This is a genomic window from Clostridium gasigenes, assembly GCF_900104115.1.
Classification (GTDB): Bacteria; Bacillota; Clostridia; order Clostridiales; family Clostridiaceae; genus Clostridium; species Clostridium gasigenes.
On sequence record NZ_FNJM01000004.1, the window covers coordinates 139,494 to 162,399 of the forward strand.

At 27.2% G+C, this 22,906-nt stretch carries 21 protein-coding genes and 3 riboswitches; of the genes, 20 read left to right on the top strand and 1 reads right to left on the bottom strand.

The genetic code is table 11. The features are described from left to right. Window positions 1–47 precede the first annotated feature (47 nt). Window positions 48–162, top strand: a riboswitch (FMN riboswitch). A 322-nt stretch (window positions 163–484) separates the two neighbouring features. The 8 genes from ribD (at window position 485) to BLS77_RS09430 (ending at window position 10,308) form a co-directional block, all read left to right on the top strand. Next, a complete protein-coding gene (gene ribD / locus BLS77_RS09395; protein WP_089968669.1) occupies window positions 485–1,576 on the top strand; it encodes a bifunctional diaminohydroxyphosphoribosylaminopyrimidine deaminase/5-amino-6-(5-phosphoribosylamino)uracil reductase RibD in 1,092 nt (363 codons plus the stop codon). Window positions 1,577–1,584: 8 nt separating this feature from the next. Continuing rightward, complete coding sequence (locus BLS77_RS09400) at window positions 1,585–2,241, top strand: riboflavin synthase (RefSeq protein ID WP_089968674.1); 657 nt, start codon at window positions 1,585–1,587, stop codon at window positions 2,239–2,241. Window positions 2,242–2,257: 16 nt separating this feature from the next. Further along, on the top strand, window positions 2,258–3,460 hold the full coding sequence (locus tag BLS77_RS09405) for a bifunctional 3,4-dihydroxy-2-butanone-4-phosphate synthase/GTP cyclohydrolase II (protein ID WP_089968678.1): 1,203 nt from the start codon (window positions 2,258–2,260) through the stop codon (window positions 3,458–3,460). Window positions 3,461–3,544: 84 nt separating this feature from the next. Continuing rightward, complete coding sequence (gene ribH, locus BLS77_RS09410) at window positions 3,545–4,006, top strand: 6,7-dimethyl-8-ribityllumazine synthase (RefSeq protein WP_089968680.1); 462 nt, start codon at window positions 3,545–3,547, stop codon at window positions 4,004–4,006. Between the two features lie 240 nt (window positions 4,007–4,246). Further along, on the top strand, window positions 4,247–6,313 hold the full coding sequence (locus BLS77_RS09415; RefSeq protein WP_089968683.1) for a methyl-accepting chemotaxis protein: 2,067 nt from the start codon (window positions 4,247–4,249) through the stop codon (window positions 6,311–6,313). Window positions 6,314–6,572: 259 nt separating this feature from the next. Next, window positions 6,573–7,226, top strand: coding sequence for a TIGR01906 family membrane protein (locus BLS77_RS09420; protein WP_089968686.1), 654 nt, complete (start codon window positions 6,573–6,575; stop codon window positions 7,224–7,226). Continuing rightward, window positions 7,223–9,562 carry a putative bifunctional diguanylate cyclase/phosphodiesterase gene (locus tag BLS77_RS09425; RefSeq protein WP_089968689.1) on the top strand — a complete coding sequence of 780 codons (2,340 nt, stop codon included), beginning with the start codon at window positions 7,223–7,225 and terminating at the stop codon, window positions 9,560–9,562. The genes BLS77_RS09420 and BLS77_RS09425 overlap by 4 nt, the downstream gene beginning before the upstream one ends. Before the next feature lie 173 nt (window positions 9,563–9,735). Then, the gene (locus BLS77_RS09430) at window positions 9,736–10,308 is read left to right on the top strand and encodes a phosphatase PAP2 family protein (protein WP_089968693.1); all 573 of its coding nucleotides are present in this window, start codon (window positions 9,736–9,738) and stop codon (window positions 10,306–10,308) included. Between the two features lie 105 nt (window positions 10,309–10,413). Here BLS77_RS09430 and BLS77_RS09435 read toward each other — a convergent pair whose 3' ends face one another. Beyond that, entirely contained in the window at window positions 10,414–11,736 is a 1,323-nt protein-coding gene (locus tag BLS77_RS09435) for a voltage-gated chloride channel family protein (RefSeq protein ID WP_089968695.1), read from the bottom strand. 84 nt (window positions 11,737–11,820) lie between these two features. Then, a riboswitch (Fluoride riboswitch) is annotated at window positions 11,821–11,937 on the bottom strand. Window positions 11,938–12,188: 251 nt separating this feature from the next. On the opposite strand from BLS77_RS09435, the gene BLS77_RS09440 reads away from it, so the two are divergent. The 12 genes from BLS77_RS09440 to BLS77_RS09490 all read left to right on the top strand — a co-directional run bounded on the left by BLS77_RS09440 (window position 12,189) and on the right by BLS77_RS09490 (window position 22,725). Next, window positions 12,189–12,836, top strand: coding sequence for a response regulator transcription factor (locus BLS77_RS09440; RefSeq protein WP_089968698.1), 648 nt, complete (start codon window positions 12,189–12,191; stop codon window positions 12,834–12,836). Continuing rightward, a complete protein-coding gene (locus BLS77_RS09445; RefSeq protein ID WP_242873966.1) occupies window positions 12,805–14,196 on the top strand; it encodes a HAMP domain-containing sensor histidine kinase in 1,392 nt (463 codons plus the stop codon). The genes BLS77_RS09440 and BLS77_RS09445 overlap by 32 nt, the downstream gene beginning before the upstream one ends. 74 nt (window positions 14,197–14,270) lie before the next feature. Then, window positions 14,271–16,565: a glycoside hydrolase gene (locus BLS77_RS09450; protein ID WP_089968701.1), complete on the top strand. Its 2,295-nt coding sequence runs from the start codon at window positions 14,271–14,273 to the stop codon at window positions 16,563–16,565. Continuing rightward, window positions 16,534–16,680: a hypothetical protein gene (locus BLS77_RS19890; protein ID WP_167865728.1), complete on the top strand. Its 147-nt coding sequence runs from the start codon at window positions 16,534–16,536 to the stop codon at window positions 16,678–16,680. Before BLS77_RS09450 ends, BLS77_RS19890 begins: the two co-directional genes overlap by 32 nt. Before the next feature lie 4 nt (window positions 16,681–16,684). Beyond that, entirely contained in the window at window positions 16,685–17,512 is an 828-nt protein-coding gene (locus BLS77_RS09455) for a metallophosphoesterase (RefSeq protein ID WP_089968704.1), read from the top strand. Between the two features lie 234 nt (window positions 17,513–17,746). Then, window positions 17,747–17,947, top strand: a complete 201-nt coding sequence (locus BLS77_RS09460; RefSeq protein ID WP_089968707.1) for a hypothetical protein — start codon at window positions 17,747–17,749, stop codon at window positions 17,945–17,947. 115 nt (window positions 17,948–18,062) lie between these two features. Then, a complete protein-coding gene (locus BLS77_RS09465; RefSeq protein WP_089968710.1) occupies window positions 18,063–18,353 on the top strand; it encodes a DUF503 domain-containing protein in 291 nt (96 codons plus the stop codon). Window positions 18,354–18,501: 148 nt separating this feature from the next. Further along, entirely contained in the window at window positions 18,502–19,254 is a 753-nt protein-coding gene (locus tag BLS77_RS09470; RefSeq protein WP_089968714.1) for a hypothetical protein, read from the top strand. A 34-nt stretch (window positions 19,255–19,288) separates the two neighbouring features. Then, window positions 19,289–19,777 carry a GNAT family N-acetyltransferase gene (locus BLS77_RS09475; RefSeq protein WP_089968718.1) on the top strand — a complete coding sequence of 163 codons (489 nt, stop codon included), beginning with the start codon at window positions 19,289–19,291 and terminating at the stop codon, window positions 19,775–19,777. A gap of 108 nt (window positions 19,778–19,885) precedes the next feature. Beyond that, a riboswitch (SAM riboswitch) is annotated at window positions 19,886–20,070 on the top strand. A 122-nt stretch (window positions 20,071–20,192) separates the two neighbouring features. Continuing rightward, complete coding sequence (locus BLS77_RS09480) at window positions 20,193–21,158, top strand: methionine ABC transporter ATP-binding protein (protein WP_089968721.1); 966 nt, start codon at window positions 20,193–20,195, stop codon at window positions 21,156–21,158. Further along, entirely contained in the window at window positions 21,158–21,793 is a 636-nt protein-coding gene (locus BLS77_RS09485) for a methionine ABC transporter permease (RefSeq protein ID WP_089968725.1), read from the top strand. Before BLS77_RS09480 ends, BLS77_RS09485 begins: the two co-directional genes overlap by 1 nt. 113 nt (window positions 21,794–21,906) lie before the next feature. Further along, window positions 21,907–22,725 (top strand): MetQ/NlpA family ABC transporter substrate-binding protein, encoded by an 819-nt coding sequence (locus tag BLS77_RS09490; RefSeq protein WP_089968728.1) that lies wholly within the window; start codon window positions 21,907–21,909, stop codon window positions 22,723–22,725. The last annotated feature ends 181 nt before the right edge of the window (window positions 22,726–22,906 follow it).

Sequence of the window (22,906 nt, forward strand, 5' to 3'; positions counted from 1 at the left end):
GTTGACATATAGAAAAAAATAATGATACAATATAATTATAAAATTGAATAAATCTTCAGGGCAGGGTGTAATTCCCTACCGGCGGTAAAGCCCGCGAGCCTTAGTGGCAGATTCGGTTAGATTCCGAGGCCGACAGTAAAGTCTGGATGAAAGAAGATAAAATATACAGTATAGTAATCTTAAAATAACTATATTTATTTAGTGTATTTAGCTCTGAAATATTATATATTTCAGAGCTTTTTTTACATTAAAATTACTATACTTAAATTGTGTACTTATAATAAGTATATCTCTATTTAGGAATATGGAAAAATATACTAGAGTATTAGACTAGTTGTTTTTTAAAATTCCTTGAATAAAAAGGGATAGAAAACTTTATATAACAGTATACTAAAGCCCTGAGGTCTTTGACTCAGGGCTTTTATTTTTGAAAAAATACTGAAGGTTTTATTTGAAAAAATATTAGGATTGTGAGGTGTTTTGAGTGGATGAAAATTATATGAAATTAGCTTTAGAATTAGCTAAAAATGGGATGGGGAAAGTTAATCCTAATCCTATGGTTGGAGCAATTATTGTTAAAAATGGAAAGGTAATAGGTGAAGGATATCACGAGGCATTTGGGAAGGCGCATGCAGAAGTAAATGCTTTTAATAGTCTTATTGAAGATGCCGCTGGAGCTACTATCTATGTTACTTTAGAGCCTTGCTCTCATTATGGGAAAACACCACCTTGTGTAGATAAAATTATAGAAAATAAAATTTCAAGGGTTATAGTTGGAGCATTTGATCCAAATCCTGTAGTTTCAGGAAAAGGAGTTAAGAAGCTTAGAGATGTAGGAATAGAAGTTATAACAGGTGTTTTAGAAGATGAATGCACAAAAATTAATGAAGTATTTATGAAATATATAGTTTCGAAAAAACCTTTTGTAATTTTAAAGTCAGCTATGTCTTTAGATGGAAAGATAGCTACATCTAAAGGAGAGTCAAAGTGGATAACAGGAGAAAAATCAAGAGTAGAAGTTCATAAGTTAAGAAATGAAGTTTCTGCAATAATGGTTGGAGTTAATACAATTATTAATGATAATCCACAGCTTACATGCAGATTAGAAAATGGAAGAAATCCTATAAGAATAGTTGTAGATAGTACACTAAGAATTCCTATTGAGTCAAAAGTTATATCTGATATTGATGAAGCTAAAACAATTATTGCAACAACAGATAAGGGGAGTAGTGATAAGATTTTAGAACTTACAAATACAGGAGTAACAGTATTAATTATTAAATCAAAAAATGGAAGAGTAGATTTACAGGAATTAATGATTAAGTTAGGAAATCTAAATATAGATAGCATTCTTTTAGAGGGCGGTGGGATATTAAATTTTTCAGCCTTGGATCAGGGAATAGTAGATAAGATACAAATTTATATTTCACCAAAAATAATTGGAGGAGAAAAGTCTAAAACTCCAGTAGGTGGAAATGGAATAGAGATATTAAAAGATGCTTTTAAAATACAAGGGTTAACTTCAAGATCCGTAGGAGAAGATATATTGATTGAAGGATATATCAAAAAGGGGTGAAGATATAGGTGTTTACAGGGATAATTGAGGAGATAGGAATAGTTCAAGGAATAAAAAAAGGAGAAAAATCTTCAAAGCTTCTAATTAAAGCGAATAAGGTTTTAGAAAAAACAAGGTTAGGCGATAGTATTTGCACCAGTGGCGTATGTCTTACTGTAACAAATATAAGCGCAAATACATTTGAGGCAGATATTATGGCAGAAACACTACGAAGAAGTAATTTAGGAAACTGTAGTATTGGAAGTCAGGTTAATTTAGAAAGAGCTTTAAGTTTAGAAACTAGGCTTGGAGGTCATATAGTAAGCGGCCATATAGATGGGGTAGGAGAGATTGTTTCATTTGTTAAAGAGGACAATGCAACTTGGATAACTATAAAGGCTAAAGCAAAAATATTGAAGTATATTGTTGAAAAAGGATCTATTGCCATAGATGGAATAAGCTTAACAGTAGCTTATGTTGATAGTGAAGTTTTTAAAGTATCCATAATTCCACATACAGGAGAAGAAACAATATTACTTACTAAGATGATTAAAGATACAGTAAATCTTGAATGTGATGTAATAGGTAAGTATGTTGAAAAACTTTTAGGAATAAGAGTTGATACAGAGGAAAGTAATAAGACTTTAATAAGTGAAGATTTTCTTAGGAATAACGGATTTTTATAAAAGAGGAGGAATTTATATGATTAAATTTAATAGTATTGAAGAAGCAATAAATGATATTAGAGAAGGGAAAATAGTTATAGTTATTGATGATCCAGATAGAGAAAATGAAGGGGATTTATTAATGGCCGCGGAAAAGGTTACTGGTGAAGCTATAAATTTTATGGCTAAGTTTGGTAGAGGGCTTATATGTATGCCAATGGAAGAAAAAAGACTTAAGGAATTAAATATACATCCAATGGTAGAAAATAATACAGATAATCATGAAACAGCATTCACAGTATCCATTGATCATGTAGAAACTACAACTGGAATTTCAGCTTTTGATAGAGCAGTAACAATACAAAGAATTTTAGAAAACAGTTGTAAAGAAGACTTTAGAAGACCAGGTCATATTTTCCCATTAATAGCTAAAGAGGGAGGAGTTTTAAAAAGAATTGGTCATACTGAGGCAGCAGTAGATTTAGCTAAATTAGCTGGTTTAAAGCCAGCAGGGGTTATATGTGAAATTATGAGTGATGATGGTACAATGGCAAGAACTCCAGAATTGATAGGATTTGCAAAGGAACATGCTCTCAAAATTATAACTATTGCAGATTTGGTTTCCTATAGAAAAGAAAAAGAAAAAGAAAATAGCATTGAGCGAGTAGTTGAAATAAATATGCCAACAAAATATGGCGACTTTAAGATGTATGGTTTTGTTAATAAATTAAATGGCGAGCATCATGTTGCATTAGTTAAAGGTGAGATAAAAGAAGGGGAAGAAATACTGACTAGAGTTCATTCAGAGTGTTTAACTGGAGATGCATTAGGATCAAGAAGGTGTGATTGCGGTGAGCAATATGACGCAGCTATGAAAAAAATTGCAGAAGAAGGCTCTGGCATATTGTTATATATGAGGCAAGAAGGTAGAGGAATAGGTCTTATAAATAAATTAAAAGCCTATGCATTACAAGATGAAGGTCTTGACACAGTAGAAGCAAATATTAAATTAGGATTTCCAGCAGATATGAGAGAGTATAAAACAGCAGCAGATATACTTAAGGATTTAGGAGCAAAAAAAATTAAACTTATGACAAATAATCCAAGTAAAATAACTGGATTAGAAGAATATAATATTGAAATAGTTAAGAGAGTTCCTATAGAAATTAGTCATAATGAAAATAATAAATTTTATTTAGAAACTAAGAAAAAAAAATTAAGTCATATGTTATCTAATTAAAATAAATAATAGCTAAAGATACAGTGTATATTGAATAGTTAGTTTAAAAGATTATTAAATAATAAAAATACAGGAGGAATTAAAATGAAAATAATTGAAGGAAATTTAATCGCAGAAGGTATTAAGGTTGGAATTGTGGTAGGGAGATTTAATGAATTTATAGTTTCTAAATTATTAGGGGGAGCATTAGATGGGTTGAAAAGACATGGTGTTGAAGATGATAATATCGAAGTTGCTTGGGTACCCGGAGCTTTTGAACTCCCTTTAGTAGCTAAAAAAATGGTGAAGAGTAATAAGTATGATGCTGTAATATGCTTAGGGGCAGTTATTAAAGGATCAACTCCACATTTTGATTATGTATGTGCAGAAGCCGCTAAAGGAATTGGATCAGTTTCATTAGAAACTGAGAAACCTGTAATATTCGGAGTATTAACAACAGATTCAATTGAGCAAGCTATTGAAAGGGCTGGAACTAAGTCAGGAAATAAAGGTTATGATGCAGCTGTAACTGCTATTGAAATGGTAAATTTATTAAAGCAATTTTAATATTAAAAGATGTTTAAAATAAACTAGTGGATATAATAATTTGATTTATAGAATGTTTTATTTATGAAGCTCACTGATGGTAGCACTATTAGTGAGTTTTATATTTTTGTTCTGACTAGAGAAATATAAATATATTGGAGTGTTATCGTTTATATAATTAAAGTAATTATAAGTTTGTTCGATAATATAAGTAGTAAAAATAAAAAAATAATATTGTATAATATTATTTGGGGGGATTCTATGAAACTTATAAATTTAAGAAGTAACACATTAAAAAAAAGAACTTTAATAACAATACTTCCAATAGTTATAATATCAATGGTGATTTTAACAGGTTTAAGTATTAGAGAGTCTAGAAATATAATCGATTCAGAAATTAAGAGCAAGATTGATAATAAATTAGGTGAAAGTAGTGAATCAATTCAAAAAAACTTAATGAAACATAGTCAATTAACGCAGTCCTTATCAAAAAATATTGAATCGTCTTATAAATTAGTTAAGAAAGATAATTATATCTCAATGGTGAGTAAGAGTATTTCAACTAATGAAGAAACATTAGGCGCTGGAGTGTGGTTTGATCCATATAAATTTGATGCTAATAAAAAATGTTTTGCGATATATGAATATAGAGAAGGTGGACAAATTAAATATGCTCCAGAATATAGTGACGACAGTAATAAATATCATGAAGAAAGCTGGTATAAGGTAGGTATAGATAGTAAAAAGGCAATAGAATGGAGTGACCCATATATAGATAAAGTAACAAAGATATCTATGGTAACCTCTACAAGTCCATTTTATGATGAAAATAAAAAGTTTTTAGGGGTGACAACTGCAGATATTGGATTAGCAACTATGCAAAAAATGGTCCAAGAAATAAAGGTTGGTAAAGATGGAAATGCATTTTTAATTGAGAAAAATGGTATATATATATCTGATAAAGATCAAGAAAAAATATTAGAACAAAAGATAACAGAAGATAGTAATAAAAGCCTAGCAGAATTAGGCAAAGAGATGATAGATAAAAAGAATGGACAAAAAACTTATGATGAAAATGGAGAAGAAAACCTTGTATTTTACAAGAGTATTCCAGACGTAGATTGGATAATAGCAATTAGAATACCAACAAAAGAATTATATCAACCTATTACACAATTAATGATTAAATCTATAGTAATTAGTTTAATAGCTATAGTATTAATTATTATAGCTGTACTAATATTAGCTAAATACCTTACTGTTAATATAGGGAAAGTTAATAAAATTTCAATGGCAGTAGCAGAAGGGGATTTAACTAATTATTTAGAGATTAATTCAGAGGATGAAATTGGACAAATGTCTACACATATAAACAAAATGACTGATAACTTAAGGACTGTAGTAAAAATGATTTCAGATAATTCAAAGTTAATAAGTTCAGGGAGTAATGAATTAGCTGTAGCTATGAATATAATGAATTCTAAAGCTCAAAATATTAGTTCTACAGTAAATGAAATATCAAGTGATGCACAGGAATCTAGTGCAGTTACAGAAGAAATTAGTGCTTCAGTTGAAGAGGTTAATGCAAGTCTTGAAGAACTTGCATCTAGAGCTCTTAATGGCAGTGAGAAATCTAATATAATAAGCCAGAGGGCTATAGGCGTAAAAGAAAGAGCTCAAAAATCAAGTAGTGATACTAATGAATTATATAAAGAAAAAGAAATTAGTATTGTAAATGCAATAAAAGAAGGAAAAGTAGTTACGGAGATAGTTGCTATGGCAGATGCTATTGCTAATATTTCTAAACAAACAAATCTTCTGGCATTAAATGCGGCTATTGAAGCGGCTAGGGCAGGAGAAGAAGGAAAAGGATTTGCTGTTGTAGCTGATGAAGTAAGAAAGCTTGCAGAAGAAACTTCTATGGTGGTAGTTAAAATTCAAGATACAATAAAGAAAGTTCAAGTATCCTTTGATAATTTAGCTATGAACGCTTCAGGAGTATTAGAATTTATTGATGGAAAGGTAATAAAGGATTATGAACTTTTAGTTAATATTGGAGAAGAATATAATAATGACGCTATATTTGTAAATAGTATGTCAGAGGATATTTCATCAATGGCAGAAGAAATTAACGCTACATTTGTAGAAGTAAGCGGAGCAATACAAAACATGGCTGAAAATTCACAAAAAACCGCTGATAATACAGGGAATATATTAGAAAATATAAATGAAGTAGCAGATAGTATAGAACAAGTAAGTAGAAAAGTTAATGGTCAAGCTGAAATTGCTGAAAAGTTAGATTTGGTGATAACAGGATTCAAAATATAAAGAAATATAAGCTTTATTATAAGACTACAGGTTATATAATTTATGTTATTATGGATGTTAAGAAGCTTAGAGTAATCTAAGCTTCTTTTATATTTATTGATAGTGAAATTATGGATATAATATAGGGATATATTACAATAATACTATCAATGAATTTTATTTCATTGTAGGGCAAAACATATATGGCAACGTGAACTGTTATTTTTTATGACCTAAGTGTTATTTATATTAAAGCAAAGGTAGAGAGGTGTTTATAAGTATGTTAATAGAAAGTAAAAAAAATATAAGTAAATTTATAAATATTATTTTAGGATTATGTATAACTTTATTTTCAATATGTTTTTCAGTAATATTAGTTTTAAATTTAACATTTATTTATAAAGTTTCTATAGAGAAATTTAATTTAGTAAAGGATACAGGCGTATCAGCAGAAGATTTAATGATTAATTATAAAAGTATGATAAATTACATTAGAAATCCATTTATAGAAGAGTTGAAATTTAAGGATTTTGCCATGAGTTCATCTGGACAAATACATTTTGAAGAAGTAAAAGATATTTTTATGAATTTATATATTATGATGTTTATTTCAATGGTTATATTAATATTGTTTAAAGTAATAAAAAAAGTTTTAGTTAATATTAGTTTAATAAAAGCTTTAAATTATTCATCTAATATGATATTTATATTGTTTGGAGTTATAACCACAATGATAGTAGTAGATTTTTCTAAAACGTTTGTTATATTTCATAATATATTTTTCGATAATAGTTATTGGATTTTTGATCCAATAACAGACCCTATAATAAATGCATTACCTGAAATGGTATTTATGATATATGCATTAATAATAATTATGTTTTTATTAGTAGAGGCTATATTATTTAAGGTTATTTATTATAAAAAAAGATGAAAAATAGTAGTAAGGGGGGATATATTATAAAACTAATGAGAAAAATTGCACTAATATTTATTACTGTAACAATAATAAGCTCCATATTATACTATGCTTTAGGGAAAAAAATAATTAATGTAGCTAGTTCAGGAGAATTAGATCGTGGGCCGGGTAGAACAAATGCAGTTATTAAACAAATTGAGGGAGAAATAAAAAAAATAACATCTCAAGCGAGGGAATTTGGTGAAAATTTTGAAATAACGGATAAAATAGATAATGAATATGGAGTTGAAGAGAGAAAAAGAATAATAAATATTGAAAAGAAAATAGAAAAAGCTTCAATAACAAATATGTTAATAGTAAATAATAATTTTGAAGTAAATGATATAATAAAGGGAACTAATTTAGATATAAATAATATTGATACTCAAGATATATTAAATCAAGCTAAAGATATAATGAATAAAAAAGAAAATAAGGGAAAAGGATTTTTTGGTGGCGTAATTACTACAAAAGAATTGTCTAATATAGTTGGAGTAAAAAGAATTAATACAGAAAATAGTAAAGATAATACATACACAGTAATAATAAATCCTATTAATGAAGTATTTATGGAAAATATAAATGAAATTACAGGAAGAAATATTGAGATAATTAAAGATAATGAAAGTATTAAAAATGATAAAAAAATAAAGAAAGTAACCTTATATGGAAGAGATTTTTATTGTAAGCTTAATGAAGAGTCTATAGACATATTTACCAAATTTGAAAGTTTAGGAAATGGACCAGAGTATTATATAAAATTAAGAGATGATAGACAGGTAAGAAATAATGCAACAAAAAACATAAGTACACTTATTGGTATTATAATGATTTTAACTATAATATGTAATGTATTATTATACATATTTATAAAAATAAAAGTTTTAGCAAGAATTATAAATATAAATAATGTAGTGAATAAAGTTACTAAAGGAACAGATTTAGAAATAGAGCTTCAAAATGATATATATAATGATGAAATTTCAGTCTTAACTGGAGATTTAAACAAGATGTTTGGTAGATTAAAAAAATATGCTAATAACCTAGAATATATAGGAAGTCATGATTTATTAACATCATTAATAAATAGAAATAAATTAACTGAGTATATAAGTGAATTGAAAAATAATAATGAAGAATTTGCATTATTTTTCATTGATTTAGATAACTTTAAAAATATTAATGATACCTTAGGCCATAATGTTGGAGATGAACTATTATGCCAGGTAGCTAAAGAGTTAAAAGAATATACTGAAAATGAAAATGTAATAATTAGTAGAATTGGTGGAGATGAATTCATAGTTGTTAGAAAAGGAAAAAACAATAATGATGAAATTGAAAGGTTTGCAAATTCTATGCTAATTAAATTAAATAAAATTTATTCAATTAAGAACTATTCATATGAAATAAAGGCTAGTATGGGTATAAGTTTATATCCACAACATTCAGCTGATGAAGTTAGTCTAATGCAATATTCAGATATTGCTATGTATCATAGTAAGAAGAATGGTGGAAATAAATATAATATCTTTAACAAGAAAATGTTAGAATCTCTAGAAATTGAAAATAAGCTAAAGAATGCAATAAGAAATGAAGAATTTGAAGTATATTATCAACCTATATATTGTATTAGTAATAACAAAATAATAGGAGCAGAAGCATTAGTAAGATGGAAAACAGAAGATGGAATGCTTTATCCAGATAAATTTATACCGTTAGCTAAGAAAACAGGTGACATTGTTGATATTGATATGTTTGTATTAAGACAAGCTATAAGCTTATGTAGAGAGTGGATTGATAAGGGCAAAGATCAATTCTATGTTTCTATAAATGCTTCAAAGAGATTTTTAAAACAAAATAATTTTATAGAAATTATAGAAAAGGAATTAAAATATCAAAATGTACCAACCTCTGCATTAAAGTTAGAAATAACTGAAGATGAAATTATAGATGATGCTGAATATACTGAAAAACTTTTAAAAGAAATAAGAAAAATTGGAATTGGTGTATATTTAGATGACTTTGGAACTGGTTATTCTTCATTTAATCACATTAAAACTTTACCAATAGATGTAGTCAAAATTGATAGGAGCCTTTTAATAAATATTGAAGAAGACATTGAAGCTAAATCTATTGTAGAAACAATGATAAGTTTATGCCACAAATTAAAGTTAAAGGTTGTATGTGAAGGTGTGGAAGAATTAGCACAAGTTGAAATATTAAAGCAGATAAACTGTGATGATATTCAAGGGTATTATTTTAGTAAGCCACTTCCAAAACAACTGTTTAATAAGTTCTTAGAAGAATTCTAAATAATTTACTTTTTGAAGCTATCTCACTTAGAAAAAATACTATGCTTATTAGTGTAGTATTTTTTGAAGATGATTTAAATTTATAAAAAAATATTTAAGAATAATAATAGTAATAAATATTTAGTATTTAATGTAAAATAGATATATTAATATATAAAAAGGGGGATACTAATATGATAGAGTTAATAAATGTATTTGATATAGGTGTTATTGAGTTTATACAAAATAATTTGCATAATCCTACTATGGATAAAATTATGATTTTAATTACTGGACTTGGGGATGCTGGTCTTATATGGATATTAATCGGGTTAGCCCTATTAATAAGCAAGAAATATAGAAAGGTAGGATTTATGGTTTTAGGAGCACTAGTGTTAGGGGCAATACTTGGAGAAGGACTATTAAAAAATATTATTCAAAGAGATAGACCCTTTGTAAGTATAGAAGGTATAGATATGCTAATTAAAGCACCGACATCATATTCCTTCCCATCAGGGCATACAACCTCATCATTTGCAGCAGCAGGAGTACTTTCAATCAATTTTAAGAATAAATCAATTTATATATTTACACTAGCAGCGTTAATAGGATTTTCAAGAATTTATTTAGGGGTACATTTTCCAACAGATATATTTGCCGCAATTATATTAGGGCTAAGTTGTAGTTATTTATCTGTATTAATAGGTAGAAAAATTTCAGGTGAAAAATTTAATAAATATTTTAAAAAAAATTCTAAAGAAGCTTAAAAAAAATAATAATTATAATTATAGTGCTAGATATATATATGTTTATTTAATATATTAAAACTAATAACTCCTACTTTTATATTTTAAAGAGTAGGAGTTTATTATTTATTTTTCAGTTCGCTTATTTCTGAAATTTGAAAGCGTAGAATCATCAGCAATTTTAATTGATTTACTTTTACTTCTACCAATTTTTTGAGAAATATAGATACCGCTATGTCCGGAAAAGATGTAACTAATTATACAAGTCATAAACATAAATTCAATACCTTGAGAACCAAAAAGTTCTACACCAAGGACAAATGATGTAATAGGGGTATTTGTTGCACCGGAAAATACGCCTATAAGACCAAGTGCAGCTAAAAATGAAGGTGAAATGTTAAGTATGCTAGATAAAGTATTTCCAAAGGTTGATCCTACTACAAATAAAGGCGTAACCTCCCCTCCCTGAAAACCAGTACCTAGAGTAATTGATGTAAATAATAGTTTACCTATGAATGCAAATGGACTGACCTCTTTAGTAAATGAATCTGTAATTAATGGAAGGCTAAGCCCTAAATAATCTCTACTATTTATAATATATGTGAGAAATATTATTATAAAGCCACCAATTATACTTTTTATTACTGGATTTTGAAAATGTGATGAAAAAATTTCTTTTAGTTTATGTGTTAATTCACTAAATATCTTACTTAATAAACCAAATAGAATAGCAGCAATAATAACTTTTATTATTGTATAATATGTGAAACTAGGTACTTCTAATATTTTATAATGTGTGTGATGAACACCAAAAAAAACTGTTGTGAAATTTCCAATAAAAGCTGCTGTGAAACATGGGATTAATGCTTCATAACTCATAATTCCTAGCACAGCTACCTCTAATCCAAATATAGTGCCTGCAAGTGGAGTGCCAAACACTGAAGCAAAACCACTGCTAATTCCACACATCAAAATAATTTTAGTATCTATCTTATCTAATTTTAATATAGTACCTACACCGTCTGCAATAGTTGAGCCTATTTGAACTCCAGTACCTTCCCTTCCAGCAGAACCTCCAAATAAATGAGTAATAAATGTGCCTATAAAGACTAAAGGTACCATACGCAAAGGTATAATACTGTTACCATTATTAATTTTATCTAAGATTAAATTATTACCCTTTAACGAATTTTTTCCATATTTTAAATATATAAAACTTACAAATGCGCCCCCAAAGGGTAGTAAAAATAGCAACCATGCATTTTGTAGTCTTAAATTTGTTGCAATGTCTAGACTTTTTAAAAATAATGAAGCTACAGAACCAGTTAAAACACCAACAATTGTGCCTAGAAGAACCCATTTTAAAAATGATATACCAATAGTTGTAATACTGTTTGCATTATTAATAATTGCAAATTTATTCTTTTGTTTTGAGTTTATCGAACTCATTTATTACTACCCCCTTAAATTTTTTTTTATCTTATGATGTATTAAGTTAAATAGAAAGACTCCTACAAAACTACAGTTTCCTATTGTTTTGTAGGAGTCATTAGCATTAGACATCTCTAAATAAATAACAAGTTAGTATTTTTGTTATTTATTTAGAAATGCCTTACGCAATTAATGGCGAACTCCATCACCTAAAATTATATTCATAATATTACCATAATAAATGAAGAGTAGCAATAATAATTTCGATTAGCAAGTGCCTAAAATCTTATATTTAATTTGTTAATAAATAATTCTATTGAAAGATAAAAATATTTGTATTAATATCTGTATTAAATAGTATATGAATCTTAAATTAGATATTTAATTTTTAATAATTATTAAAGAAAAGTTTTAAGTCTATTATTTTATAAAGTAATTTAAATATATAATAAGGTAAGGGAGATTTTGAATTGAATATATTAATTGCAGATGATGAAGCGCAAATGGTTAAAATTCTTTCAGCTTATTTTAATAAAGAAGGATTTAATACTATTCTAGCTAAAGATGGAGAAGAAGCTTTAAATTTATTTTCTTCGAGTAAAATAGATTTAGCCATATTAGATTGGATGATGCCAAAGGTAAATGGAATAGATGTTTGCAGGTATATAAAAGATAATAGTAATACAAAAGTATTAATATTAACTGCAAAGGGAGAAAATGAAGATGAATTAGAAGCGCTAAATTGTGGCGCTGATGAATATGTGAAAAAACCATTTGATCCAAGAATCCTAATTATGAGAGCTAAAAAGTTGCTAGAGTTTAAAGATCTACTAAAAATTAGTAATTTGAATATAGATATAGCTTCGAAAAAGGTATATAAAAATGAGGAGCTATTAACTTTAACTAAAATAGAATTTGAACTTATAAAATGTTTTACAATAAATAAAGGAATTATTTTATCAAGAGAAAAGCTTTTGGACTTAGTATGGGGTTTAGAATATGAAGGAGATTATAGAACTGTAGATACACATATAAGAAGGTTAAGAAGCAAAATTGGAGAAGAAATTATAAAAACTCATAGGGGTCTTGGATATAGTTTGGATGGTGATTTTAATTAAGATAAATAAGAAACTTTCTATAAGTATATCTTTAATAATAGTTTTAGTAGCTATAATCTCTATATTAATAAATAATCTTTTTATAAGTAATTATTACTTACATCAAAAAAAGAAGTCATTAGATGAAATAGCTATAGAACTTAAAAATGGTGGATTAGAAAGTATTGAAAAAATAGAAAATATAAATGATTTAACAATTGCCTATGCAAGATTAGATGGAAGTGTTGAAGAAGTAAATGAACAAATAATTCGCCAATTTGAGATTAAGAAAATAAAGTTAAATAAATTTTGGGTTACAGAAGAAACTATAGAAAGCCTACAGTATAAAAGTGTAAATAAAATATTTGATCAAGGTAAAAACAAATATAGTTTTTTAACAAAATTTATAATTATGGATGAACATGTGGTTGCAATTGGTATGTCTATACCACATTTAGATGAAACCATAAATATAATAAATCAATTTAATATATACCTTATGATTTTTTCATTAATATTAATAGGCATTTTAGTATTAATATTCTCTAGAAGAATTATAAAACCTATAGAAAAATTAAGAGTATTATCACAAGATATAGCATCACTTAACTTTAGAACAGAAAGTATAAAAACAAATGATGAAATAGAAGAATTATCTAAAAGTATAAATAGTATGAGTATAAGTTTAGAAAAAGCTCATAGTGAACTTAATTTAAAAAACGAAAATCTTAAAACAATGATTTCGGATACATCTCATGAGTTAAAAACTCCAGTTGCGTTAATAAAGGTTTATGCTAGGGGTATAGAAGATGGATTAGATGATGGTAGTTATATAGAAACTATATTGGAGCAAACAGAAAATATGGAAAATTTAATAGAGAGGCTTTTATACTGGGCAAAGTTTCAAAAAAATATATTGAATAAGTGTAAATTTGACCTGAAAGATGAATTGTTTAGTATATTGGAAAAGTATAAATTAATTATAGAAGAAAATAATATAGAACTATTATTAAATTTAGATCATGAAAATAACTATGAAATTTATGGAGATAAAAACAGTATAGATATAGTGCTTAATAATTTAATAACTAATGCCATAAAGTACACAAATAATAAAAAAATAAAAATAACAGTACTTAAGGAAAATAATAAAGTTAAATTATTGATAAGTAATGGTGCAGATAATATTACTAAGGAAAATATAGAAAAAATTTGGAAACCATTTTATGTAATTGAAAAGTCAAGAAGTAAGGAATTATCAGGTACAGGACTTGGCTTGCCTATAGTTAAGACAATACTAGAAAATCATAAATTTAATTTTGATGTTGAAACAAAACATGGAAATATAGAATTTTATATATTATTTAAAGAATCCTATTAATAGATAGGGTTCTTATTTTTTTGTAACATTCATGTAACAATGATAAGTTAATTTATTATATGAGGTGAGTGAGAATGAAAAAAATAATAGTGTTACTTATAACTATAGGACTTGCTAGTAATATGATGGTAGGTTGCAAAAATAAAGAGTTAAAAGCTAAATCAGATGTAAAAGTTAAAAATTTAGAGTTTAATTTTGAAGTAGATCCTGAAACATTCGAAATAACTACAGAATCAAATGGAGTTAAAGAAAATGCAGCGCAACCTTTAGAAAAAAGGGAAGTATCTAATTTGAAAAAAAGTAAGGAAGAAGTAACGTGGACATATCCAAATGATAATATTGATGTAAAAGTACAAAAAAAAGATAATTATTTAGATGTTAAAATAAAATCTAATACTAAAGAAGAATCAGAATTTAGCTGGCCTAAGGTAAATGCAGAAAGCTATATGCTTCCTATAAATGAAGGTAAATATATACCTAGCGATGATGAATATTGGAAAGAGCATTTAACGGGCTCAGAATATAATGTAATAGAATCATTTTCAATGCAATTTTTTGCTTTAAATAAAAAGGCTTATTCAATTATGTATATAATAGATAATCCATTTAATAATAAAATAAAATTTGAAGTTAAGGATAGAATAAGTTTGGGATTTATTCATGAGTATCCTAGTATAAATAAAAATAAAGAATATGGATTTAAAATATATTTAACAGAAAATAATCCTGTAGATATTGCTAAAACATATAAAAACTATGTTGTAGAAAAGGGAGATTTTAAAACTTTAGAAGAAAAAGAAAAAGATAATAAAGATATATCTAAGCTTTATGGGGCACCGTATATGTATTTTTGGGATAGATCTATTATTTCAGAAGAAAATATAAATTGGGATTTATTAAGAAAAAATTTATCTCCTAAGTTAAAAGAAAGGATAAAAGAATTATTAAAAACTAAGGTAGAAGGTGGAGAAGAATTTGTTCAAGCTTTTGATGATGTAACTACATTAGAGTTTGCAGATAAATATACTAAAAGTTTAATAGTAAGAAGCATAAATTCAATAGGGTTGCTAAAAGAACTTTATAGTCCAGATGTATTTAAAAATATAGATAAAGAAACAAATAATATTTTAAGCAAAGGAATAGATAATTTAAATAAAATGGAATTAATACAACTAAATAAAAGATTATTAAAATCTGAACTAGGAGATATAGCAGAGCCTATAGAAAATTGGGGAAATTCAAAAACTACAGATGTGTTAGAAGATATTAATAAATCTGGAATAGAAAAAATGTGGATAGGATTAGATGATTGGAATGAAGGGTTTATAAAACCAGAATTAGTTGAAAAAGCTAATGAACTAGGATATTTAATAGGAACATACGATTCATATCACTCTATCCATAAGCCGGGAGAAGAAGGTTGGGAAACAGCAACCTTTAAAGATAAATCATTATACGAAAATGCTACTGTTATAAATAAAGATGGAAAGATTAATGTAGGTTTCCAAGGTAAAGGAAGAAAATTAAACCCAACATTATCATTATCAAGTGTAAAAGAGCGGGTTACTGGGATTTTAGACACAGGAGTTAAATTTAATTCTTGGTTTATAGATTGTGATGCAACAGGAGAAATAGCTGATGATTATTCTCCAAAGCATACAACAACTCAAGAAGAGGATTTAAAGGCAAGACTTGAGAGGATGGAATATATAAGAGATGAAAAAAATATGGTAATAGGATCAGAAGGTGGAAATGATTTTGCCAGCAAAACAATAGCATTTGCTCATGGGATAGAGACTCCAGCATTTTCATGGATAGACCCTGATATGAATAAAAATAAAGAAAGTGAATACTATGTTGGTAGATATTATTCAGCAAAGGGAGGGGTTCCAGAGGTGTTTGCAAAACAAATACCAGTAAAAGATAAGTATAAACGTATATTTATGGACTCAACATATACAATTCCACTATATAAATTAGTTTATAATGATTCTGTTATAACCGCATATCACTGGTTATGGGGAACATTTAAAGTAGAAGATGAAGTGAAAAATAGAATGATGTATGAAGTTTTATATAATGTACCGCCGTTATATCATATTGATAAAAATGAATGGGAAAAGCATAAAGAAGAAATGATTTCGCATACAAAAGTTTGGTCAGATTTTAGTAAAAAAGCAATAACAAAAGAAATGACAGATTTTGAAATACTTTCAGAAGATAGACTAGTTCAAATGACTAAATATGGTGATGATTTAAAGGTAATAGCGAACTTCTCAGATAAGAGCGTAAATATAGAAGGAAATGAGATTAAAGGAAAGTCACTTATAATATTTGATGGAAATAATAAAACAATATATACTCCTTAAGATAGGAACGGTAGAGGTAAAGATAATAGATGATTATAAAAATTATGATATAGTAATAATAATTGGAGAAAATAAAAAGGATGATTTTAGAATAAAACAAGATATAAGGGGCTAATATAATGAAAAAAGTAAGGAAGATAATAGTAGGATTGATGTTGTTAGGAGTAATAATAGGAGTATATTCAACATACATAGAAGGAAAATTATTAACATCTAAAAAATATGGAATTGAAGTAAATAAAAATTGGAAAGAGAATATTAAAGTTGTACAATTTACAGATACTCAATTAGGAGAATTTTTTTCTTTGGAGCAATTACAAAAGGTAGTAGATAGAATAAATAGTGAAAAAGCAGACATAGTTGTTTTTTCAGGAGACCTAATAGATAACGCATCAAAATATGAAGATTTATATAAAATATCAGAAGTGTTAGCTCAAATACAAGCAAGTAAAGGTAAGTATGCAATATACGGAAATCATGATTACGGTGGTGGAGCAGTAAGATATTACAATGAAATTATGGAGGAATCTGGTTTTAAAATTTTAGTAAATAAAAGTGATAAAATAGAGCTTGAAAACACTACAATAAATATATTTGGATTGGATGATGCTCTTATGGGTGATTATAATAAAGAAGAAACTATGGGTGGTATTAGTAATAAAGATGTGAATTTACTTCTTATTCATGAGCCTGATTTAATAGATGATTTTAAGGAATATCCAATAGATTTAGCACTTGCTGGACATAGTCATGGTGGACAAGTCTATATACCTTTTTATGGACCTATAAAAACAACTGCTTTAGCAGAAAAATATACAAAAGGATTTTATAAAATACATAATGAAAATAAGGGCAAATTATATGTTAATAGTGGACTTGGTAACACAAAAGTTCCGTTTAGATTATTTAACATACCTCAAATTACTGTTATTAATCTTAAAATTTAGAGTGGCAAAAATAGATTAGTGGATTGTTATTTTTGAATATGCATTATAGAGATTTGTATAAGGTATATATTTTAACTAGAGTAATATAAAATTGAATAATATAGAAAAATATGAGAATACTAATATTAGATTAGGCATTTTAAAAAACAAGTAAAGGTGATAGGTATAGTATAAAACAGACATAATCTACTAGTTATTTTTTGAAAATGCCTTATAATAATAGGAGGTGTTGTTATGGGAATGGATGAATTAGAGTTGAAAATGAAAAGATTATATAATGATATTAAATCAGGAGAAGTTACCAAAGAAATTGCACAAGAAGCTACAGAAGCAATGCATGGCATTGAAAAAATGGGTGGAGAAGCAAAAGAAAAATTTGGCGGTATGATGGATGATATGAAAGATGGACTTAAAAAAATTAAAAATAAATTTTAATTAAATATAACTATTAAATAAGCTTATTTTTTTAGATAGGCTTATTTATTTTTTAGGGGACTGAAAGAAAATAACAAGTAAAAGATTAAATACAAGACAAAAGGAGGATAAAATTATTAAAATATTATTAATAAAAGTTACATTAAGAGCGTCTTGGGTACATTCTTTAAAAGAAAAAAGAATGGTTGTAAAAAGCATAATACAAAAGCTGAAAAATAAATTTAATTTATCCGTAGGTGAAGTTGACAAGCAGGATATACATCAAACTATTGTAATAGGAATATCAGCAGTTTGCGGAAGTAGTGCACAGGTAGATTCCACTATGGAAAATGTAATTACTTTTATAGAACAGAATACAGATGCAGAAATCATTAATATAGAAAATGAAGAACATATTTTTTCATAGTAATAAGTATTTTCGAAAGAATATATAAAGGAAAAAAAGTAATTTTAGGGAGATGAAAAAATCTGACTAGTTAATTTTTGAAGATCCCTTAGTTATGTAGAAAAATGGAAAAATAGGTGATATAATTATAAAAACAAGGTATCTTTTTATGTTAAATATAGAAGTATTAAATATGATTGGGGAAAGAGTTATGAGAAGAAGTGCATTAATGCAATTTAAAAGGTTTGAAGTAAATGGTGAGTATAGAGATATACAAATTGAATTAGATGCTATTTTAGATGGGGATGTAGATGCAATTAAAATAAAAAGTAGAGGATCAGCAGAATTTACAGGTAATGTAATAGCTAAAGAAGCAAGATTTGGAGGATTATGCAAAATAGGTGGGAACTGCAATATTGATTTTCTTGAAATCTGTGGAGAAAGTAAAATAGATGGTAATATAATTGCAGATGAACTTATTGTTGATGGCAAACTTAAATGTAATGGTAAATTGTTAGAATGTAATAAGATTAAATTATCTGGAACTATAACTTCTGGAGGAGAACTTAAGGCTAGTGTAGCAACTGGAAAAGGTGGATTAGTTTTAGAAAAAATAGAAAGTGATAACATAGATTTAATCTTTAATAAAAAGACAACTTTAAAAGAAATTAAAGGTACAAAAATTAATATAATAGGGACTAAATCAAAAGGATTTATAAGTAAATGTTTATCTAAAGGGGGATCATTAGTTGAAATAAATAATATTGAGGGTAATGATATTACTTTAGAAAATATTGAAGCAAAATCAGTTAAGGGACACAATATAAAAATAGGGGGAAACTGTATTATTGAAAAAGTAGAATATACAGGTGAAATTAACATAAATGCTAATTCAAAGGTTACTAAGAAAATTAAATTATAAGTAAATATAGTGTGGATGAGGGAGTATATAAATAATGGAGTTTAGACTAGGAACTAATGAAGATATGAATAAAATTTGTGAAATTCTAAAGGACGTTGTAAAACATAAAGCCCATGGAATGAATTGGACAGATTTTTATCCGAATAGAGAGGTATTTCAAATAGACATAGACAATGAACATTTATATGTATTAGTAGATAAAGAAATTTTAGGTGTTGTAGTTTTAAATAATATAGAAGATCCTAATTATAAAACTATTACTTGGAAAAATAACGAAGAATATTTAGTGATACATAGAATTTTCACATCATATAATACTAGAGGCAAAGGATTTGGAAGAATACTAATAAATAAAAGTATAGAACTTGCAAAAAAAAATAATTTAAAATCAATTAGATTAGATACTTTTAGTGAAAATATTAGTGCTCAAGGATTTTATAAGAAACAAGGGTTTAAATACACTGGAACTGTTAATTTACAAGGAAAACCTGGAGAATTTTATTGCTATGAATTATTAATTTAAGATACTGTAAGAAAATATATTGTAAAAATTATAAAATAAGTATTGACAAAATTATCAGAAAATTATATATTAATAGCAACAACAAAAACTAAATAGTGTTTAAGATATTTCTTATCTAGAGTGGTGGAGGGACTGGCCCTGTGAAACCCAGCAACCAATGTTTATTAAAAACATTGCAAAAAAGCAAATAAACTTAGCTTTGCTAAATTTATTATGTTGTTAATTTTGTATTGTAGTTATTAACAAATTGGTGCTAATTCCTGTAGCTTTTTTTAAAAGCTAAAAGATGAGAGAGTAAATTAATAGGTGATATGCGCGCTCTAGAGATTTATTCTCTAGAGTGCTTTTTTATTTATAAAAATAAAAATGGGAAAATTTACACCCCAGGGGTGTTATAAGGAGGAGTAATGGTTCTATGATAAAAATTAATGGAGTAACTAAGAGTTTTGGAAAAGTAGAAGTGTTAAAAGGTATTTCAGTTAATATAAAACAAGGTGAAATTTATGGACTTATAGGACATAGTGGGGCTGGTAAATCAACTTTACTTAGATGCATAAATGGTTTAGAAAGCTATGATGGCGGATCAATTAAAGTAATGGGAAAAGAAGTTAAAGATTTAAATCAAAAGGAACTAAGAGAATTTAGAAAAGATTTAGGAATGATATTTCAAGGGTTTAATCTTTTAAAGAGAAAAAATGTGTTTGATAATATAGCATTACCTCTAGAAGTTTGGGGATATACAAAAGAAGATATAAATAAAAAAGTGAATGATTTATTAAGATTAGTTGGTCTTGAAGATAAAGCTAAAAGTAAGCCAGAAGAACTAAGCGGGGGACAAAAACAAAGAGTTGCAATAGCAAGGGCTCTAGCATTAGAGCCAAAGATATTACTTTGTGATGAAGCAACATCAGCTTTAGATCCTAAAATTACAAAGGATATTTTATCATTACTATATAAAATAAATAAAGAATTTGGAATAACAATTGTTATTGTTACCCACCAAATGGAAGTTGTTAAGGAGGTTTGTGAGAAGGTCGCTTTAATAGAAAGGGGCTTTTTAAAAGCAGAAGGCAAGTCAGAAGATCTTTTCTTAAAACCAGGAGTATATCTTAAGAAATTCTTAGGAGAGCAGGAAGATGAAACACTACCAGAAAGTGGGGTTAACATAAAGCTATTTTTCCCAAGTACATCCTCAGAAAATGCTTTAATCACAAAAATGGCTAGAGATTTAAATGTGGATTTTTCAATAGTTTGGGGCAAGCTAGAAAAATTTAGAGATAGTGTACTTGGGAGCTTAGTTATAAATATTTTAGAAAAAGATAAAGAAAAAGTAATGAACTATTTAGAAGATAAAAATATAATATTGGAGGTGATTAAGTAATGTTTAAAATAGTAAGTGAAGCTTTAGGTGACACACTTATAATGGTATTTTTCTCAACAGTATTCTCAGTAATGTTAGGATTTGTTATTGCAATAATATTAACAGTTACAGCACCAAAGGGATTAAAGGAAAATAAAATAATTTATAAATCGCTAGATGTAATAATAAATATTTTAAGAGGATTTCCATTTGTAATATTAATGGTATTTATGATTCCACTTACAAAAGCATTAGTTGGAACATATATAGGCATAATAGGTGCAATTGTACCATTAACAATAGCATCTGCACCATTTGTAGCTAGAGTAATAGAATCATCATTAAAAGAAGTAGATTCAGGAGTTGTAGAAGCTGCAAAGTCTTTTGGGGCAACAGATGCACAAATAATATTTAAAGTTATGATAAAAGAGGCAATCCCTTCAATAATATCAGGTTTAACTTTAATAATAATAAGTATTATAGGATACTCAGCAATGGCAGGTTCTGTAGGTGCTGGAGGTCTTGGACATGTAGCTATAACATATGGTTATCAAAGATTCCAAACAGATATTATGATTACTACAGTAATAATATTAATAGTTATAGTTCAAGGATTACAATCACTGGGAAATTATATATACAAAAAACTTTCATAATATAAGAACTATAGGATAAAAAAATAAGTTATGAAATAAAATTATAAGTAATGAAAAGTTAAAATGTTATAAAGAAAATAATAAAAAATAAAGATAAATGGAGGAGAATAATTATGAAAAGAAAATCAATAATTTCAGTTTTATTAACAGGGGTTTTAGCGTTATCATTAATAGGTTGTGGATCTAAAGGTAATACAGCTGGTGATGACAAAATAATTAAAATAGGAGTAACACCAGTCCCACATAAAGAAATAGTAGAACACATAAAACCACAATTAGAAGAAGCAGGATATACATTAGAGATAGTTGAGTTTACAGATTATGTAACTCCAAATGAAGCTTTAGCAGATGGAAGCTTAGATGCAAACTACTTCCAACACATTGCTTATTTAAATGAAACTAATAAAAGTAAAAACTTAGACTTAACATACACAGCAGAAATTCATTTGGAACCAATTGCATTATACTCAAAAAAATATAAAAAAGTTTCTGAGATAGCAGATGGAGCAACTATTGCAATTCCAAATGATCCATCAAATGAAGCTAGAGCATTAAAATTATTAGAAGCGCAAGGATTAATTAAGGTAAAAGATGGAGCGCTTATAACACCTATAGATATAACAGAAAACACTAAAAATTTAAAGTTTAAAGAACTAGAGGCAGCTCAATTACCAAGAGTATTAGATGATGTAGATGCTGCTATTATAAATGGTAACTATGCAATAGAGGCTGGATTAAATCCATCATCAGATGCTTTGGTTATAGAAGATAAAGATGCGGAAGCTGCTAAAATTTATAGAAATATATTAGCTGTTAAAAAAGGTAATGAAAAAATAGAAAAGATAGAAGCTTTAACAAAAGCATTAACTTCAGAAGAAACAAAGAAATTTATTGAAGAAAAATATAATGGAGCTGTAATTCCATCATTCTAAGATGAAAAATTAAAACTTAAAATCCCGGGATAAGATTTTAAATAGCAATCTTATTCCGGGATTTATTATTTATAGATATCGTATAAAGGCTTGTAGTTTAATAGGTAGATAAGAAAAAGCTATAAATTCTATGTTGAAAATAATATAAAAGTAAGAGACAATAGAATTAGTAAAGTAGAAG

What these genes read in the sequence shown, in the direction of transcription:
- BLS77_RS09405 (WP_089968678.1), top strand. Translation starts at nt 2,258, where the DNA reads ATGATTAAATTTAATAGTATTGAAGAAGCAATAAATGATATTAGAGAA.
- ribH (WP_089968680.1), top strand. Translation starts at nt 3,545, where the DNA reads ATGAAAATAATTGAAGGAAATTTAATCGCAGAAGGTATTAAGGTTGGA.
- BLS77_RS09415 (WP_089968683.1), top strand. Translation starts at nt 4,247, where the DNA reads ATGAAACTTATAAATTTAAGAAGTAACACATTAAAAAAAAGAACTTTA.
- BLS77_RS09420 (WP_089968686.1), top strand. Translation starts at nt 6,573, where the DNA reads ATGTTAATAGAAAGTAAAAAAAATATAAGTAAATTTATAAATATTATT.
- BLS77_RS09425 (WP_089968689.1), top strand. Translation starts at nt 7,223, where the DNA reads ATGAAAAATAGTAGTAAGGGGGGATATATTATAAAACTAATGAGAAAA.
- BLS77_RS09430 (WP_089968693.1), top strand. Translation starts at nt 9,736, where the DNA reads ATGATAGAGTTAATAAATGTATTTGATATAGGTGTTATTGAGTTTATA.
- BLS77_RS09435 (WP_089968695.1), bottom strand. Translation starts at nt 11,736, where the DNA reads ATGAGTTCGATAAACTCAAAACAAAAGAATAAATTTGCAATTATTAAT.
- BLS77_RS09450 (WP_089968701.1), top strand. Translation starts at nt 14,271, where the DNA reads ATGAAAAAAATAATAGTGTTACTTATAACTATAGGACTTGCTAGTAAT.
- BLS77_RS19890 (WP_167865728.1), top strand. Translation starts at nt 16,534, where the DNA reads ATGGAAATAATAAAACAATATATACTCCTTAAGATAGGAACGGTAGAG.
- BLS77_RS09455 (WP_089968704.1), top strand. Translation starts at nt 16,685, where the DNA reads ATGAAAAAAGTAAGGAAGATAATAGTAGGATTGATGTTGTTAGGAGTA.
- BLS77_RS09460 (WP_089968707.1), top strand. Translation starts at nt 17,747, where the DNA reads ATGGGAATGGATGAATTAGAGTTGAAAATGAAAAGATTATATAATGAT.
- BLS77_RS09470 (WP_089968714.1), top strand. Translation starts at nt 18,502, where the DNA reads ATGTTAAATATAGAAGTATTAAATATGATTGGGGAAAGAGTTATGAGA.
- BLS77_RS09475 (WP_089968718.1), top strand. Translation starts at nt 19,289, where the DNA reads ATGGAGTTTAGACTAGGAACTAATGAAGATATGAATAAAATTTGTGAA.
- BLS77_RS09480 (WP_089968721.1), top strand. Translation starts at nt 20,193, where the DNA reads ATGATAAAAATTAATGGAGTAACTAAGAGTTTTGGAAAAGTAGAAGTG.
- BLS77_RS09485 (WP_089968725.1), top strand. Translation starts at nt 21,158, where the DNA reads ATGTTTAAAATAGTAAGTGAAGCTTTAGGTGACACACTTATAATGGTA.
- BLS77_RS09490 (WP_089968728.1), top strand. Translation starts at nt 21,907, where the DNA reads ATGAAAAGAAAATCAATAATTTCAGTTTTATTAACAGGGGTTTTAGCG.